This is a genomic window from Terriglobia bacterium (assembly GCA_020073085.1).
Lineage (GTDB): Bacteria > Acidobacteriota > Terriglobia > JAIQFV01 > JAIQFV01 > JAIQFV01.
The window spans coordinates 514,322-532,396 of the sequence record JAIQFV010000001.1; the positions used below are offsets into that span (position 1 = coordinate 514,322).

Annotated in this window: 9 protein-coding genes; 6 read left to right on the forward strand and 3 right to left on the reverse strand. The window is 51.8% G+C overall.

Annotation, left to right across the window (positions count from 1 at the left end; genetic code table 11):
• Nucleotides 1–79: 79 nt before the first annotated feature.
• The 3 genes from LAO21_02035 to LAO21_02045 all read right to left on the reverse strand — a co-directional run bounded on the left by LAO21_02035 (nt 80) and on the right by LAO21_02045 (nt 4,057).
• A complete protein-coding gene (locus LAO21_02035; protein ID MBZ5551471.1) occupies nt 80–1,015 on the reverse strand; it encodes a class A beta-lactamase-related serine hydrolase in 936 nt (311 codons plus the stop codon).
• 34 nt (nt 1,016–1,049) lie between these two features.
• Nucleotides 1,050–2,258, reverse strand: coding sequence for a DUF1343 domain-containing protein (locus tag LAO21_02040; protein MBZ5551472.1), 1,209 nt, complete (start codon nt 2,256–2,258; stop codon nt 1,050–1,052).
• A gap of 344 nt (nt 2,259–2,602) precedes the next feature.
• Nucleotides 2,603–4,057 (reverse strand): sigma-54 dependent transcriptional regulator, encoded by a 1,455-nt coding sequence (locus tag LAO21_02045; protein ID MBZ5551473.1) that lies wholly within the window; start codon nt 4,055–4,057, stop codon nt 2,603–2,605.
• Nucleotides 4,058–4,297: 240 nt separating this feature from the next.
• On the opposite strand from LAO21_02045, the gene LAO21_02050 reads away from it, so the two are divergent.
• From LAO21_02050 to LAO21_02075, 6 genes are all read left to right on the forward strand, one after another.
• A complete protein-coding gene (locus LAO21_02050) occupies nt 4,298–6,094 on the forward strand; it encodes an ABC transporter substrate-binding protein (GenBank protein MBZ5551474.1) in 1,797 nt (598 codons plus the stop codon).
• Between the two features lie 18 nt (nt 6,095–6,112).
• Nucleotides 6,113–11,596 (forward strand): sigma 54-interacting transcriptional regulator, encoded by a 5,484-nt coding sequence (locus LAO21_02055; protein MBZ5551475.1) that lies wholly within the window; start codon nt 6,113–6,115, stop codon nt 11,594–11,596.
• Nucleotides 11,597–12,054: 458 nt separating this feature from the next.
• A complete protein-coding gene (locus tag LAO21_02060; protein MBZ5551476.1) occupies nt 12,055–12,216 on the forward strand; it encodes a hypothetical protein in 162 nt (53 codons plus the stop codon).
• A gap of 454 nt (nt 12,217–12,670) precedes the next feature.
• Complete coding sequence (locus LAO21_02065; protein MBZ5551477.1) at nt 12,671–15,025, forward strand: efflux RND transporter periplasmic adaptor subunit; 2,355 nt, start codon at nt 12,671–12,673, stop codon at nt 15,023–15,025.
• Nucleotides 15,026–15,617: 592 nt separating this feature from the next.
• Entirely contained in the window at nt 15,618–15,827 is a 210-nt protein-coding gene (locus LAO21_02070) for a hypothetical protein (protein ID MBZ5551478.1), read from the forward strand.
• Between the two features lie 32 nt (nt 15,828–15,859).
• On the forward strand, nt 15,860–17,755 hold the full coding sequence (locus LAO21_02075) for a S8 family peptidase (GenBank protein ID MBZ5551479.1): 1,896 nt from the start codon (nt 15,860–15,862) through the stop codon (nt 17,753–17,755).
• Nucleotides 17,756–18,075 lie beyond the last annotated feature (320 nt).

Below are 18,075 nucleotides of genomic sequence, written 5' to 3' on the forward strand. Positions count from 1 at the left end.
AGAGAGCCTTTGAGCCACAACCTGAGCAGTCAGAAAACGTATCCTAGTTCCGGTGAACCTAAAATTCAAGGAAAAACTTTCAAGGCGTGGCACCTGCTTTTTCGAAATGTTCGAAGAGCACCCTGGCCAGCTGGGCAATCGTAAGAGTGGCGGCATTGTCAGGAGTCCACCGGGCGTCCGCGGAATTCCATGTGAAGATCGCCATTAGATACGTCCCTCTTCGGGTGAAGACCAATCCCACATCGTTCCGGACACGATCCAACGCCCCCGTTTTATTTGCGACCTGAATCCCGCTTGCGTTTTCCCCCAGATCGTCATAACTGATGTAGCGGGGAATCTGATCGCGGTCCCGCTGCTTCTTAAGGATGGAAATCATGGCTTCGGAACTGGCCTTGTCGACGAGGTCGCCGCGCGCCAGCATTTCCAAAAGCTTGAGCATGTCTGCGGGCGTAGTGACACCCAAACCAAATTTCTTCTGTTCCTCACTTGGCTTCGGCGGCGGGAGGAATACTTTTTTGAAAAGCCTTGTATGAACCAGCCCCAACCTTTCCATCCGGGAGTTCACGGCATCAATGCCAACGGAATCGATCACCATGTTCGTCGCAGTGTTATCGCTCAAGGCAATCATCAAAGTGAGCGCGTCCCGCAGGGGCAGGATCAAACCATCGGAAAGGTCCTGCAAAATACCCGAGCCCTGAACCAGGTTCGCTTTATCCAGCAAGAGCAGTGAATCGAGTGGCGTTCGGCCTTCCTGCGCCTGATAAAACGCTTCTACCATGATCGGGAGTTTGATGACGCTGGCGGTCTGCACTTCTTCGCGGGCATTAATCTCTATGAGTTCACCGGTGCGGAGATTCTTGGCGGCAAGCGCGACGTTTCCTTTAGAGCCGTTGATAATTTGCTGAAGTTGAACGCGAGCGTCCGGGGTGTTTGCTCGTCCATAGTCCCATTGTCCCCACGTTAGAAAGAGAATGAGAGTGGGAACCGCCAACCGAAGAATCTTGAGGTAACGCATGCAGTCACCTTTGGAAGGATGAAACTCCCGAGTGTTATTTATAGATGAGATACTTTTCGCGGATTTTCTTGAAACGGTCTTCATCGGCCGACAAAAAGCGGTGAAGGCTCTTCATATCAGCGCCATTCCCCAGCTGTTGCAAAAGCGCTTCGCTACCCAGGAGCGGGAGAATTTTCTCGATCTGAAACTTGACGGGATAGAGTTGCTGCAGGGCTGACACAACGGCCAGCATCGCCTTCCCCGTATCGAACGAATCCCGCTCCACCACCATGAGAAAGATGCCGCCACAAGATTCATTCGCAAAGGGCCGGGCACTTGGAGTGAAGTGAATTGGATACACCCGCAACCCGGCCACTCGTGCGGCGAGAACTTTTTTTGCCAGCTGGACCCCGTCAATCCAGGGAGCGCCCAACACCTCAAAGGGAGTGTCGGTTCCACGTCCGACGGAGACATTGGCCCCCTCAACAACCGCTACCGCGGGGTAGAGGAGTGCTTCGTTCATATTTCGCAAGTTGGGCGAGGGAGGAACCCATGGGAGCCCGGTCTCATCGTACCATTGCCACCGACGCCACCCCCGCATCTGAATCACTTCCAAATCCGCCCCGATCTTCTTTTCCTCATTGAACAGTTGAGCCAATTCGCCCACCGTCATGGCATGGCGGGTCGGCATCCCGGGAAAATAGCCCACAAAAGACGCATGCTTGGGATCGAGTGCCGGGCCTTCCACACGCAGCCCTGTAATGGGGTTTGGTCGATCGAGCACCACATACTTGAGATGGTGCTGTGCCGCGGCTTCCATGGTGTAGGCCAGGGTCGTAATATAAGTGTAAAAACGGGCCCCCACATCCTGAATGTCGTACACGAGGGTATCGATTCCCTGCAGCATCTCATCAGTCGGCCGCCTCTGCTTCTCTGAATACAGGCTGTAAACGGGGAGATGGGTCTTTTCATCCACGGTGGAAGTCACCGGCCGGTCTTCGATGCCGCGAATCCCGTGTTCCGGAGAAAAAAGCGCGACCAACTTGACACCCGGCGCCCTCGAGAGAAGGTCAATGGTGCTGGTCCACCCGCGGTCGATGCCGCTCTGGTTTGTAATCAACCCGATTCGACGTCCCTGAAGTTGAGAAAAGTCGGAAGCGATGAGGACATCCAATCCTGTCTGAATGTCGCCGGCAGCCATTGTCATCGGCAACAGGATCAGGAAAAACACGCCCAGAACGAGGGATCGAATCACGGCGGCCAACAGGTACCGCTCCTCTAGAGAGCTCGGTCGCCACCTAGCCGGAATCCGCCACCCAGCCCACCACTCAGCGCTTGTGCCACTTAAAAGTGGGGCGTTGATCTTCAAACACTCCTGAACATGCCCAGGTATCAGTGGATTTGGGCGTCCCGGCGGCATGATGTCAAACTCCTCTCCCTTGTCACACAGACCGTCTTGTCTTATATCGTTTTGCGGATGGAAATGTCAATTGGCAAGCACTCGAAGCCAGATTCTCATCGGGCGGGGGCAGAGTGAGCGCAGGACCTCCCTCCTCAATTCCAAGAGGGAGGTCCTCTGTGCGTGGGGGATATTTGAGTCGGATGACTCTAGTAAGCCTCAAGAAATTTGTCGAGATCGTACTGTTTGATCTTGCGGTAGAGCGTCTTCGGGGAAATGGCAAGCAGTTCTGCGGCCTTGCCACGATGCCAGTGGGTCTTTTGGAGAACACTTGCGATTTGCCGCTTCTCCATTTCGACGAGCGACACCGCGTCGCCGGCGTACCCTTCAGTCTCTCTCCCGGGGGCGGATATGTACTCCAGGATGTCCTCCGGCAAATCCTCGACGTCAATCAGCATGTGCGGGGAAATCAGCAGGACGCGCTCGACCATGTTCCGGAGTTCCCGCACATTGCCGGGCCATGGATAACGCTTCAGGAGCTCCATGGCCGGATCTGAAAAGCGCCTCTGGTGCGTTCGATCAAACTCCTCGAGAAACTGGTGGAGAAGGAGAGGAACATCGTCCCGCCGCTCCCGGAGAGGAGGAATCTCAATGTTGATCGTATTCAACCGGTAAAATAAATCTTTTCGAAATTTCCCCTCTTTGACCGCCTGTTTCAAATCCTTGTTTGTCGCGGCCAGGATGCGGACATCCACAGTGATCTGTTTTGTCCCGCCGACACGGTAGAACGACCGTGTTTCTATGACGCGAAGAAGTTTGGTTTGGAGGACTGGTCCGATCTCTCCAATCTCGTCCAAGAACAGTGTTCCTCCCGTCGCCAGTTCGAACAGACCCGGTTTCGAGCTGTCGGCTCCCGTGAAGGAGCCTTTTTCATACCCGAACATCTCACTCTCCAGCAAGGTTTCCGGGATCGCGGCGCAACTAATATCTGTAAACGGATTGTTACAGCGCAAAGATTCGGCGTGAATGGCGCGGGCAATGACTTCCTTTCCCACCCCACTGTCACCGGTGAGCAGGATCGTCGAATTACTCTTGGCCACGCGAGTCACCAGCACCGCAATCTCCTTCATTTTTGCACTTCGAGTCAACGAAGGGATGATACATTGGGGACCCCGGGGTCTCCTGATGGCGGGATTGTTTTCGATAACCAGTCGGCGCTTCTCGTAGGCTCGATTAATTGCATCCTGGAGGAGTGGGAGACGGAGAGGTTTGGTCAGGAAGTCCACCGCGCCCATCCGGATGGCTTCCACAGCAGACTCCACGGCCGGCTGGCTCGAGACCAGGATCACCTCCGGGCCATTCTCCTGCGCTTTGATCTTGGAGAGCAATTGCAGCCCGGTCATCCGTGGGAGCATCAATTCGGCGACGAGAACGTCAAACTCTTCGCTCTGGATCAATTCCATCGCGGAGAGCCCGTTGTTCGCCACAATGAAAACATAATCCTTCTGCGGATAGTGCTGCTGCAGGAGACGTATCGTCGTCAAATCGTTGTCGACTACAAGAACCCTCATCTTCTTTGGATGGGTGTCGCCGACCGCTGAATCCTTCACGGTGTCGGGGCCCCCCGCAGACATCGCATCTGTCTTATTTGACGAATCGCTCATAATGTTGTTCACTGGAGTAAAGTGTTCTAAAATGCGTTGGAGTGTGTCCCTCCTGATTGGCAGACTTTCCGAGGAGGCGACTCTAATTACCTTTTCGTCATCTTGCACCGAAATCTTTACTTAGATTCTTTACGAAATTGTCACAACCCAAGTCAAAAGTTCACAAATTGTCTCTTTTTGACCTCCCCGCGCCCCATGAGGTTGCTATTACTTCCTGTTCTCAAATCATGAGGAGTACCCATGAATTGCAGAATTACCAAGCGTTGGCTGGGCCTTGTTCTCCTGTTCCTCAGCTTATGGTGGACATTCAGCTGCTCTCGAAAGCAGCCGGTTCAGGACGTACTGGAAAACTGGGGGCCTCTCTCCAAGGATGCCCTCGTGATGGAGGGAACGGCGGGACAATACGGTGGGACATTGGTCACCGCCATCGGCCAGGAGCCTCGCTCCTTCAACCGCATTGTCTCCAGTGATACGGCCACTGCGGATATCGCTGATCGGATCTTTGCGGATTTGATCCATATTAATCGTGAAACACAACGCCCTGAGCCATCCTTGGCGAAATCCTGGGAATACTCTCCGGACAGGCGGAGCATGACCATGCACTTGAGGGAGGGAATCCTTTTTTCCGACGGACGCCCGTTTACAGCAGACGACGTGATATTCACCTTCCAGGTGATTTACGACCCCAAAGTCAACTCACCCCAGGCAGACCAGCTGAAAGTGAACGGACAACCCTTTGCCCTCAAGAGGATGGGGGACTATGAGATTGAATTCACCTTTGCCCAACCTGCCGCCGGGATCGAAAGGGTCTTCGATTCCATTTTCATTCTGCCAAAGCACAAACTCGAAACGGCCTACAACGCCGGGGGTTTTGCTTCGACCTGGACCGTGACCTCCCCCCCGGGCGAAATTGTGGGCTTGGGACCTTTCAGATTCAGCCGATATACACCAGGGCAGAGAGTGGAACTGGAACGAAATCCTCATTATTGGAAGGTTGACGCAGGAAACAGAAGGCTTCCCTACTTATCCCGATTGATCCTGGTAATCATTCCGAATCGGGAAACACAGTTCCTGAACTTCAAGTCGGGTGATCTGGATATCCTCAATGACCTCCGTGCAGAAGATTATTCCGTTCTTGCACGCGGTTCGGGTTCATCGAAGGTCGTGGCGAAAGACCTCGGGCCGAGCCTGGGCAGTGAACTTCTCTGGTTCAACCAAAACCGTAACATAAGCTCCAAAACCCGCCGACCCCTTGTGAACCGGCCCAAATTGGAGTGGTTTACCAATACGCAGTTCCGGCAGGCCGTCTCTTATGCCATAAACCGGAAAAGTCTCGTTGACCTGATATACCAGGGCCGTGCCACCGAGGCTTTCGGACCCCTGACCATCTCAAACAAGTTCTGGTACAACCCATCCATCAAGCAGTACCCCTACGACGTCGATCAAGCGAAGAAACTGCTCGCTGCGGCTGGATTCCAGTGGGCCACCGTCAAGGGTCAACTCCAGTTAAGGGACGGCAGCCAGCGGCCCGTACGATTTTCTTTAATCACGAACGCCGGAAACCGAAATCGCGAAAAAATCGGGGCCATGGTACAAAACGATTTGGAGAAGATTGGGATTCAAGTGGATTTCACCCCCCTCGAATTCAGTTCTTTGATTGCGCGGATTATGGAAACCTTTGATTATGATGCCTGCCTCTTAGGTCCAACGAATGTGGATACAGATCCCAGTGGTCAAATGAACCTGTGGTTATCGGGCGCACCCAACCATCAATGGTTTCCCAACCAAAAGAAACCGGCCACCCGTTGGGAGGAGCGCATCGACGAGTTGATGCTCAGCCAATCGACCGCTTCAAGCATTGAACAGCGCAAAAAGGCCTTCGATGAAGTCCAATTGATCGTCAGCGAACAGCTTCCTTTCATCTACTTAGTCTCCCGCAACGTTCTTGTGGCGGCAAAGAGCCGGGTCGGAAACTTTCGCCCGACTGTCCTGGACCATCATACCCTCTGGAATTGTGAGCAACTCTATTTGAAGTAAGCCTCCTCATCCATTGCCATGCCCCGGAACCTGATAACGAAACGGTACCAGATCGTACGCCCGCTCGGTGAAGGGGGGATGGGTGAAGTTTTCCTCGTCGAGGATCTTTGGGAAAATGGCCGGCAAGTCGCCCTGAAAAAACTCCAGCGGGGAATTCTCACGGAAGGCACCCGGGAGTTCTTCGTGCGTGAATTCACCGCACTTAAACAGCTCCGTCACCCCAACCTGTCCTCGGTATATGACTTCGGATATACCGTTCAAGGCGATCCCTTTTTTACCTCCGAGTACTGTATTGGGGAACATTTGATTACGGGAACGGCCCATATGGGGTTCAGCGAAAAACTGGAGCGTGCCGTCGAGATTTGCCGCGCTCTTACCTACATTCATGCGCGAGGCTATATTCATGCAGATTTGAAGCCCGAAAATATCCTGGTTCTGTCCGGCACTCGGCCGGGCGAAGCCAGTATCAAGTTGCTGGATTTTGGACTGGCGCGCCATATCGATGACCAGGCAAGGCATCGCTTGAGCGGCACCCTTGCCTATCTCGCCCCCGAGGCCATCAAGGGGCGGCCCTTGGATGCGCGGTCTGACCTGTATGCCCTTGGGGTAGTCTTCTATCAGCTTTTTAGCCGGCAACTTCCATTTGGTGACATCGATCCTCAATTGCTCGTCGATATGAAGCTGAATGTGAATCCTTCGCCACCGACCGAGAAGGATGGAACCCTGCCGCTGGCCATCGACATGATCTTGCTGCGGCTGTTAGAAAGGGATCCTGACAACCGGTTTCAGACTCCGGATGAGCTGATCAGAGCCTTCAACGAGAACTTGGGTTATCAGTTCGAAATCGAAACACAGGAGACGGCGAGGGACTATGTCCGCAGCGGCAAGTTCGTTGGACGCGCAAGGGAACAAGCGCAACTGAAGAAGATACTTCAGCAGGTGCTGAAGGCGACCGGTGGGCGCCTCGTTTTGGTGGGCGGAGAGAGCGGTGTCGGAAAAACACGGCTCCTGGAAGAATTGAAGATTCAAGCTCAGTTAGAAGGGGTCAGGACATTTGCAGGCGCTGCCTACGAGAAAATAACACAGCCTTTTCAGTGTTTGATTGACGTCCTCCGCCCCATGGTTCTGAGCGCTCAACAAGCAACCTCAGCGCAGCGGGCCTTTTCCGATAAGTACGAAACGGCCCTGAGCAGGGTTCTTCCCGGCCTTTTTGAAGGCAAACCTCAACCCGCAACGCCCGCCTCTGCGAATGAGAAAGAATTGCTCTTGGAATCACTGGCAGCTTTCCTGCTGGAAGTCTGTGCAGATCACCCCTCGCTCATTTTGATCCAGGATATTCAGTGGGCCGACGCGCTATCGCTGCAACTCATCGAACGCATCGCCCGGGGCCTGCAATCCCAGCGCTTGATTCTTGGCGTTAGCTACCGGTCCGAGGAGGTCAAGGGCTCCGCACTTGAGTCGGCATTGCCCGTCCTGAGTGGTCTCGAATCGAGCGAGACGATAATGGTGAAACCTCTGTCTCCTCACGAGGTCAGCGATCTCGTCAATTCCATGATTGGCACCGAACGCGCCCCTGCGCCCCTGGTTCAAAGAATTGTGGACGAAACGAAGGGGAATCCCTTTTTTATTCAGGAAGTCATTTGGGCCTGGATGGAAGAAAAGATCCTTTCCCCCAGATCGGGCACCTGGGAACCAGAGCCCTCCGTACTGGATTCCCTTCAGGTCCCCCAGACCATGGCTGATGCCTTTCTCCGCCGGATTGGCTATCTCTCCCTCCCTGAGCGAGACCTGCTTCAGGCTCTCGCACTCTTTATCAAACCCGCTCCCCTCACGGCGGTTTCTTTTGTGTTAAACAGGCCTTTGTCGCAAGTCAAGACGGATCTTGACCGACTTGTGGAACGAGCCATCCTCGTCCGAACAGATGCGGCCGAGGACCCCTATTACTTCTTCCAACATACTCAAATGAAGAAGACTGTGGAGACAAGGGTGCCTCCTGCCAGCCGTCCCTCCATCCATGCGAGGATAGCAAGATACTTTGAAGAACAATCAGGCTCAGGTCTTTCTGATTATTCTGAGATGTTGGCCTATTACTATTCGATGAGTGGCGATAAGGGGAAGGCAAGGCTTTACTCCATTCGGGCAGGCGACAAACTGCGACAACTTTATTCTTTATCTGAGGCAATTGTTGCTTACAGACTGGCCGAGGGCTACATCGACCATACAGATATGCGCCGATATGAAATTCGAGAAAAGATCGCCTATTGTTACTACCAGTTGGGTGAGCTTCCAAGCGCAGAAAAGATATATAGGTCCCTGATCAACGAAGGAGGAACTTTTCTTACTCCCGGCAGGATCGCAAAACTTCACTTACGCCTGGGGATGATTGCTCAATTTCGGGGCTGTTATACAGAGGCGATCGATATTCTAAATCGAGGTCTAAGTATAATCGAATCCCTACCTGAACCTATGACCAAGGCGGATCTTCTTGCACGGCTCGGCCTACAACACCAACGATTGACCGACTATCGAACTGCCTTAGAATGTACGAACAAGGGGCTCGCTCTGGTCGAACACCTTGAGAACTATTTTGGTCTAGGGGATATCTACAATAGTCAACTGGCCATTTACTTCTACCAAGGTGAATATGGAAAGGCTGTCGAGGCAGGACATCGTGCTATCGCCGTATACACAAGATTTGGTTGGACAACTGGAATAGCTGGAGTTACGGCGAATTTAGGAGCAATATATGAAGATTATTTGAATGACTATCGGATAGCATTGCGTTTTCAACGTCGAGCTCTCCAGCTACGGGAAAAGCTATTTGACCGTCGGGGAATTGAACAGTCTTATGTAAACCTCTCTAGCATCCACACGAAATTGGGCGAGTATACTACCTCATTGGAATATGTTGATCTTGCTGAGCGCCTTAATAATGTCTTGAGGGACAAACAAATTGAAATCCAAATTTGGCACAATCGAGGGGAGAACTGGACACATCTAGGTGAGTTTGTAAAGGGGCGCGACGCTCTAGACAAAGCAATGAGTCTAGCCGAACAGACACACAATCAACAAGTAAGGATTTCTATTTTCAATCGCTTGGCTGAATGGCATGAGAAGATGGGAGAAATGCAGGAAGCCCACACCTATGCTCAGAGCGCAGCAGATCTAGCGCTTCATACAGAGAGCAAACTCGAAGAACTGTTTGCCCGAGTCGCGTTAGCGAGAATTGAAATTGAACAAGAGAAAGTGAGCAGCCGAGACGATTCATTTTCTATTGCTGGTGCCCTCGCAGAAGAGCTCAACCATAGGGATGGGATACTCCAAGTGGTCCTCCTTCGAGCATTGGTGGACCAAAAGATTAAGTGTTTCGATCATAGCCACAACGCACTTGATGAAATCGCCTCTCTAGCCGAAGGGACGCAGAACATCCTGTTGAAGGCGCAATTCCATTTATTACGAGGACGATTGGCGCTCGCGAGGAAGGATCCCTTTCAGCATTCTGGCGCTGAGGACCTGCACCAAGCTCTTCGTCTTGCAGAATTGACACAGGAAGCTGACTTACTGGCAGAGACGCGGTACTCCTTGAGTCTTTGGTATCAGGCCCAAGGCGATCCCCATAACGCCGGTGTCCAGGCTCAACATGCGCGGTCCATTATCACAGGGATCGCTGGAAGACTTCCGGAAACCCTGAGAAAAAAGTATTTGGAAAAGAAGGAACGGGCCACTATATTAGGATCATTGGAACCCTCGGTGAAAGTCAAGCCGGGGGGCAAGAACTCAATTATGACCTCCAAGAACCTGGCTGACCCATTGGTAACCCGTCAGAGTTATTCTGTCACGCTCTTTCAGATCTCCAAGATCGTCAATTCCATCTTGAATCTCAGCGAGTTGCTCGAACGTGTTATGGATCTGGTACTGGAAGCCATCCGGGTGGAACGCGGTTTGATCCTGCTGGTAGATGAGGTGTCCGGCGAGCTTGAGGTGAAGGCCGCTCGAAATATCAGCAAGGCCACTCTGGACGACGCCACGGCCATCAGCAAGACAGTGCTCGAAGAAGTTATGCACGGTGGTAAACCCCTGATTTCAGTAAATGCCCGCGATGATCTGCGTCTTCGGGATCGCCATTCGATCGTCGATTTTGGAATTGGAATGGTGTTATGCATCCCCCTGAAGGTTAAAGAGAGAATCGTGGGGGCGGTCTATATTGATAACCCTGTGGCAACCCTCCCATTTAATGAGGAGGAGGTCAACTTCCTCTTATCCTTCACCAATCTCTTCGCTATTGCAATTGAGAACTCCCGGTTATACGAGAAACTGAGCCTGGAGAACATTTATCTTCGGCAGGAGGTGCGTGGCAAGTATGCGTATGAAAATATTATCGGCCGAAGCCCCAAGATGATGGATCTGTTCCGAAGGCTGGACAGCGTGGTCAACAGTTCGGCCAATGTCTTGATCTCCGGGGAGAGTGGAACCGGAAAAGAGCTCATCGCTCGCGCCATCCATTACAACGGCGCCCGAAAGGAGAAGAGGTTCATCGCCATCGATTGCGGTGCGATCCCTGAAAACCTTATTGAGAGCGAGTTGTTTGGCTACAAGAGAGGTGCTTTCACTGGAGCTATCTTCGACAAGAAGGGGTTGTTTGAAGAGGCAGACGGGGGCACGATCTTCCTGGATGAAATTACGAATACAAGTCGCGCCCTGCAAGCCAAGTTCCTCCGGGTGATCCAGGAGCGAGAGATCCGCAGAGTGGGAGATTCTCAAGACCGCAAAGTGGACGTGCGAATTATCGCTGCCACGAATCGGGATCTGAAACAGATGGTTCAGAATGGGGAGTTCCGAGAGGATCTCTTCTACCGGCTCAATGTATTGACCCTTCATGTCCCTCCTCTAAGAGACCATAAAGAAGACATCCCGTTGCTGGTGAATCATCTCCTTAAGCAGCTTGAACAACAGAATCCCTCGATCCGCCATACCGTTAGTCATGTTGCCCTTCAAATGTTGATGGAATATCCCTTCCCAGGGAATGTGCGCGAGTTGGAAAACCTTGTGGAAAGCGCCTTTTATATGGCCCAAGAGATTGAAATTCACGTCCCCGATTTCCCGCCGGAGATTTCTCAGCTCAAAGGGAAACTGGCCACTCAAGAGGCCGCCTTACCGATTCACGCTGTCGAAGACTCACTTCGGCCGACACTCGCACCTTCCCCTGGCGAGCAAAGGAGCGAGGAAAAGGGACAAGCCCTGGTCTTGTTCCGACGCATGAAGCTGGAAAAGATCTCATTTTGGAAGATCGTAAAGGAGCCCTTCATGAATAGGGAGATTTCTAAGGAACTGGTACGAGAGATCATCAAAATAGGGTTGGAAGAGTCCCATGGGCGATATAAGGATCTCTTGGAGCCGTTTCATTTGAAAGACAGTGAATATACAGTATTTATGAACTTTTTGAAGAAGCATTCCTGTCAAGTTGACTACAAACCTTACCGTCAGAAAATGTCCTCTGCTTGAGCGCTTGCCGAAACGCATCACTCGGCCTCAACCCTTCCACAAGTCAGCGATCAATCCCTGATCTGCCAGTTCGAGTCAATTCCATCAACAAGTCTCAGGTCACACGTAGTTTAATTTTCATAAATAAATCACCGCTGGAGATTATAATCATTTCTTTTGATTAGTTATTCTAGTTTTAATTCTGTATTCATTTCACAATTCATCATCGAAACAAGCACTAAGACACTTTGTTTGAGTTGTTTATATAAATTTTTAGAAAGAACAAGGATTGGCACTAGTCGTGTACATATCAAAGGCAATTAGCTTTGGAGAGTTGAGAAGATCAACTCTGGAGACGTAGAAAAGGTACCTTCGCTTCTCCGCTCATAGTACTCCTCAGTGACGAGGGGAGGGGGAGACGGGGACGAGGGGGGCCCGAAGCGGGAAACCCAAGTTCCCGTCAACCACAAGATCTCAGTTTGACCCCAAAAGAAACGGACAGGGTTTTGGAGTTTGATAAGCGCTTGGTGCAATTGAAGTTGCTGATTTTTGAGGAGGAAACAAAAATGGAAGAGAATCTGGTTCTTGAGGTTGAGGAGCTTGAGGAAATAGTCGCTCCCAACATCCTCTGGGGTGTATAACTTTAAGATTGTCTAAACTCCGAAATGGGGCGGCTCACCAATCCATTGGTTTCATAACAAGAGTCGCCCCTCTATTAATTTCCCGAAACAAACACGATTCTGGCTGACACAACTGAAATGAAGAAGCCCACAAAGAAAGCAAAGATTCTAACTCTTTTGACCTTGATGCTTGAGATAACGCTTATCTGCGTGGTCGGTCCCCGGTATTTAACACTACTTCTGTTTTTATCTCTCCTAAGCAGCCTTGGAATTCTTGCTGCAAAATCCGAATTGTCTCTTTTGTCCCACTCCAGGTCGGGCAGGCGCAATTCAATTTATTGAAGAGCAACATGGGGCCCCTAGCTCGCGAATCTCATTAGACAAAGCGTGATATCGCGCAAGCCCCCAACGAAGAGACATAAGTCTTTGCAAGACGAAAATGGAATCTTCTAATCATCCAAAATTGCGGCGCGATTTGATCATTACCGAACAGGGTGAGGGGGATCAGACCGCGTACATTATAAAGGACCCCCAATCGAGAAAATTCTTTCGATTGAGGCAACACGAATTCCTGATCGCGAGTCAATTTGAGGGGAAGCTGACCATCGCCCAGCTTGCGACTCATTTCAAGGAAGAGCTCCATCTCAATGTCAATGCAGAAGGGCTTTCAGACTTCGTGGAGAAGCTGGGCGCGAAGGGCCTGCTTGAGACATCTGGACAGGAAACAACTCAAACTGGGCAACCCGTTCTGCCGCCTCTTGCCAACTGCTCGCCCCACCCTTCGTTTTCGCGTGAAAATAAGCGGCGTTCCCGATTGGACAGATTGCTGTATTGGAAGATTGCCTATTTCGATCCCGATGCATTCTTCAACCGGCTATTGCCGCACTTCAGGTTTCTCTTCACGTCGGCCTTCTTCCTGCTCGTTGTCGCCACGATCCTGGCTGCAGCGTGTGTGACTGCATACAATTGGGATGAAATCACGGATCAGATTCAAACCCTCTATTCAACCGCCTCCGTCCTCTGGGCACTCATTATCATGATGCCAATTCTTATCCTTCATGAGATGGCCCATGGCATGACCTGCAAATACTTCGGGGGAGAGGTACACGAGATGGGATTTCTCCTCTTGTACTTCCAGCCTGCATGCTTCTGCAATGTCAGCGACAGCTATGTTTTCAAGAAAAGATCTCAGCGCCTCTGGGTGATGGCCGCCGGCGTATTCATCCAGACTTTCCTCTGGGCTGTCCTCACACTTCTGTGGCGAATATTGGCTCCCGAGAGCTTGATCGCCCGATTCATCTTTATCAATGTTGCGGTCACAGGGTTCGTGACGATTCTGCAATTCAATCCGCTGATTAAGCTTGACGGGTACTACATTCTGTCCGAGCTTTTTTCAATCCCGAATCTGCGGGCGAAGTCCTTTGCCTGGCTTCGGGCGAAGGCAAGATCATTCATGACAGGAACTTCGGGTGCAATAAAAGGGCTTTCGCGGAGGGATCGGATGATTTATTGGCTCTATGGAATGATCGCTTTCATCTATTCATTCGGTTTAATCAAATACGTTATTCTCAGGGTTGAGCAGTTTTTTGTTGAGCAATATCAAGGAACAGGTTTTATACTGTTTTGGGGTGTCGCATTGTTCGTAGTAAGCGACCCGTTGATCCAGGCGATTGGACATGTCCATTCCAAGAAAATGACCGAGAAGAAACAGAGCGCGTCGAAGCACAAGAATCTTTTTGTCACCGGTTTTTTTTGCCTGTGCGGGTGTCTCGTGCTTACCCTGGGCCGATGGGAGCTCAAGGTGGCCAGCGAGTGTACCCTGATCCCCTATGAACGGGCCGAGGTAAGAGCAGAGGTTCCCGGAACCATTGAGCGGATCTATTTCGACGAAGGGCAGGCCGTACACAAGGGTGACGTCATCGCCCGTCTTGCTGATTACAAGTACAGCGGGGAGAAGGCCAAGACTTCGGCTGACATTTCGGAAGCCCAGGCGCGGCTTCAACTGATGGTGGTGGGTCCTTCGAAGGAAGAGATCGCTTTGGGGCAGTCTCAAGTCGATCGCGCAGAGGCCTCCATCAGAAAGGCTGAAGCCCAAGCTCCAATTGCCCGCGAACGGCTGGATTATGCGAACAAGAATTTTGAGCGGGTAAAACGCCTTTTTGACGAAAAGCTCCTCGCTTCGATGTCATTCGATGAAGCCGAGCGTGATCTCAACATTCGAAAGCGAGAATTCGACGAGGTTCAGCACGACGTCGAGGAGAAACGAAGACTCTACCAGGAGGCCCGCAAGGCCCTGGCCAAGGTGATGGCGGGGACACGCGCGGAAGAAATCGAGGCGAAGCGGGCTGAGATCGAAGGACTGGTCTCCCAGCGGACCCTGCTTGATACGGAGAGTACCTATACCGCAATCCGAAGTCCCATTGACGGCATCATTACAACGCATTTTCTCAAGCAGCAGGAAAAGGCCTACCTGGAACAGGGTGACGTGATCTGCCAGGTAGCAAACACTCGGAAGATACTTACCGAAATCCCCGTTCCCGAAAAAGAGGTGGGGGATGTGAAGATCGGGTTCTACGTGCGACTAAAGGCTAACGCATATCCCAGCAAAGAGTTTGATGGGAAGGTCACGCAGATCTCTGATATCGCCGATCCGCAAGATAAGAATGTGCGAATCCTCATAGTCAGAAGCGAGATTGACAACCCGAATTTTCTTTTAAAACCTGAAATGACGGGTTACGCCAAGATATATTGTGGAAAACGAACCATTGGAGAACTTGTCACCCGGAGGTTGGTAAGATTTATTCGCACGGAATTCTGGTCTTGGTTCTGATTCCTCCCTTTTATTCGTCCACATCTCCCTTTACTGCGTCATCAGGGGGCTGCTGAGTCTCCGGTCCGGCCCTCTTCTGGGCTAACCCTAACATCCCCCCTGTAAACCACTCGTAGAAAGCCGCCTTCTGCCTTCCTCTACGCCTCGACCCGTTGTGGTAATTATGGGACTCGGCTCTCTCTCATGTCATATCTAATTGGGTATCGTCGATTGGAGTCTGCTCGCTGGTAGAAATCGATTCCGGGCATTCATTTCGGCGACCGAGAAGTCCTCCTCCAAATTCCATCCTCAGATGCCGTGAGGGTCTTCCTTCACCTTGAGATTTACCTAAGGTTGATCTTTCTTCCTATCAAAGCACAACCCTTCGGGACCGAACTCAAATTCTTAATTTCAGTCAGATTGACTGAAATGCTGTCGGTCATTTTGACCAAAAGCCTGAGGGTTTGGGCGTTCCTCCTTCGTAACCCATTGAAATCCCTCAGTGCAAAGCTTGGTGCACAGGTTGCTGAACTGTAACTGCAGTAGCGCCCATGCTCAGACTGTTTCACGACTGGAAAGTGGGACGATTAACCCAATCTAAGGAGGAAATTCGATGGCTCCAAACAAATCAGGAAGCCGCGATCAAAAGGGCGGAGACCGCATTCGAAAGAATCAGCCGTTGCGGTCATTCGGATCGATTGGAGATCTTGAATTCAATTCAATGACCTTTCGTGGTGCGCGTCTGGTTTGGAATTCTCCCGGCCCAGCGGAGTTCCAGCCGATCTTCTCTTTAGGCGAATCAAGCCAGTTCTTCGTCGAATGACGCACCAACTCACTGAGTGGAGAACAGGGCCGATGCGATACCAACATCTTATTCTCAGGCTCCTCATGGTCGCAGTGTTATCGCTGCCAATGCTTTGCTTTGGCGGAGGTTTGGACAAACTGGACGGATCCCTGCGCGAGAGGGTAAGGCGCGGAGAGCGCGGCACTATCCCGATCATCATCCGGACCGCCCTCGTGCCGGCCGATTCAAACCGTTCAAAATCGCGGCTTAACCAGGCCCTCTACGATAGGATTGAAGGACATCGAGGACGGGTCAAAAAGGAATTCTGGGCGATCGATGGCCTCGCAGCTGAGGCAGAGGTCACGGAACTGGAGGGACTTGCCCAGACACCCGGCATCGAAGGAATCTCGGAAGATCATGTGGTGAGGCCATCGAATGACATTACTGTCAAGTCCGTCGGCGCGGACATTGCCCGGATGAGTTATGGGGTCGAAGGTGATGGTGTTGGGATCGCTGTGCTGGATTCCGGCGTATCTCCCCATGGCAAAGACCTGGATGGCTCTCGACGGATCGGCAGCCGGATTCTCGCTCAATGGAGCACCGTTGGATTGGATGGCAACGCCATGGCGAACGCCGGGTCGATGGACGACAGTTATGGCCATGGGACCCATGTCGCTGGGATCATTGCTGGCAATGGAGATGAATCCGGAGGAGCGCTTTCGGGGATCGCACCGAAGGCGAAAATCATCAGCGTCAAGGTCTTGGGGGATGACGGATCGGGTTATGTAAGTGATGTCATCGAAGGGATCCAATGGGTAATTCAAAACAAACTTAAATACAACATTCGAATCATCAACCTTTCACTGGGGCATCCGGTTTCGGAATCCTACAAAACGGATCCTCTCGCCCAAGCCTGTGAGGCCGCTGTCAGAGCCGGCATTGTCGTTGTCGTCGCGGCGGGCAACTACGGTAAGGATGAGTTTGGGAAGATCGTGTATGGCGGAATTACCAGCCCCGGTAACGATCCCCAGGTGATAACTGTCGGTGCGGCGAAGTCCCAAGGGACGCCCGCCCGTTCCGACGACGCTATCGCGGATTATAGTTCGCGAGGACCCACAGCTCTCGACCTCCTTTCCAAGCCGGACTTGGTTGCCACCGGAAACCGGGTGAAGTCGATCGCAGATCCGAGCACCAATAAGAACGATCTCTTCGATCTCTACCCCCAGAACCGTGTGGACCCGTCTTATTACACTCAGGCTGGAGGGACCGAGATCAAAAAGGTCCACTACTTCATTTTGAGCGGAACGTCCATGGCAACCGCGGTGGTATCAGGGACAGTTGCGCTGATGCTCCAAGCCCAGCCTCATCTCACTCCCAATTTGGTTAAGGCAATCCTCATGGTGACGGCGCAGGACCTGCGACTGCCCTTCGTGGTTCAAGGGGCAGGCTACTTGAACACTCTTGGGGCGGTGATGCTTGCACGAAACGTCTCGGCAACCAGGGCCCCCCTGGGTTCTTCGCAGCTTCTTGATAATGGAAGAGCCTTGAGCACACAGAACACAATCCAGGGAGAAACTGTCAATTGGGGAGGCAATATCATTTGGGGAGAAAACCTGCTGTGGGGTGGAATCATCGAGAGCAATTTAGCGATATGGAGCACTCAGGTGGCCTGGGGCAGCGGCAATGTCATTTGGAGCAATGGCAATGTCTTATGGAGCAGTGGTAACATGCTCTGGGACAGTGGAAATGTGCTGTGGAGCAATGGAAATGTGCTGTGGAGTAACAGTGTCATCTGGGGAGGAAACTTTATAACTGGCGGAAGCTATATCGGAGCAAGTGCCGCGCAATCACTCAATCCCTTGCTAGTATCCAGGTCGTTGTGGAGTTCTGACTTTTGTGGAGGGATGTCGGTGACAACCAGTGGAAACGTGATATGGAGTTCTTCAGCCTTAATATCAGGGGAGTAGTAACAAAACAACGAAGATTCGGGAGTATCCCACCGAATCGCGTCTCGTGATAATATCAGGTGCGCTGCTCATCTAAGGAAGAAGATAGTGTCTAAAAGACCTCTCCAAAACATATCTCTTCTTGATCTCTACATCTTCGTCACGTCAGTTACAGGGGCATACTTTCTCGTAAATGCGGCCATTCACGCCCGCTATATCACGTATTGGAAAGAACTGCTGATACTCGGAACTCTTGGGGCTGTCTCGGCTTCAGTTAAGGTTATCCTTCCCTCGTCAAAAGGTACGATCTCGATTGCATATGCTTTTGTATTCACGAGCAT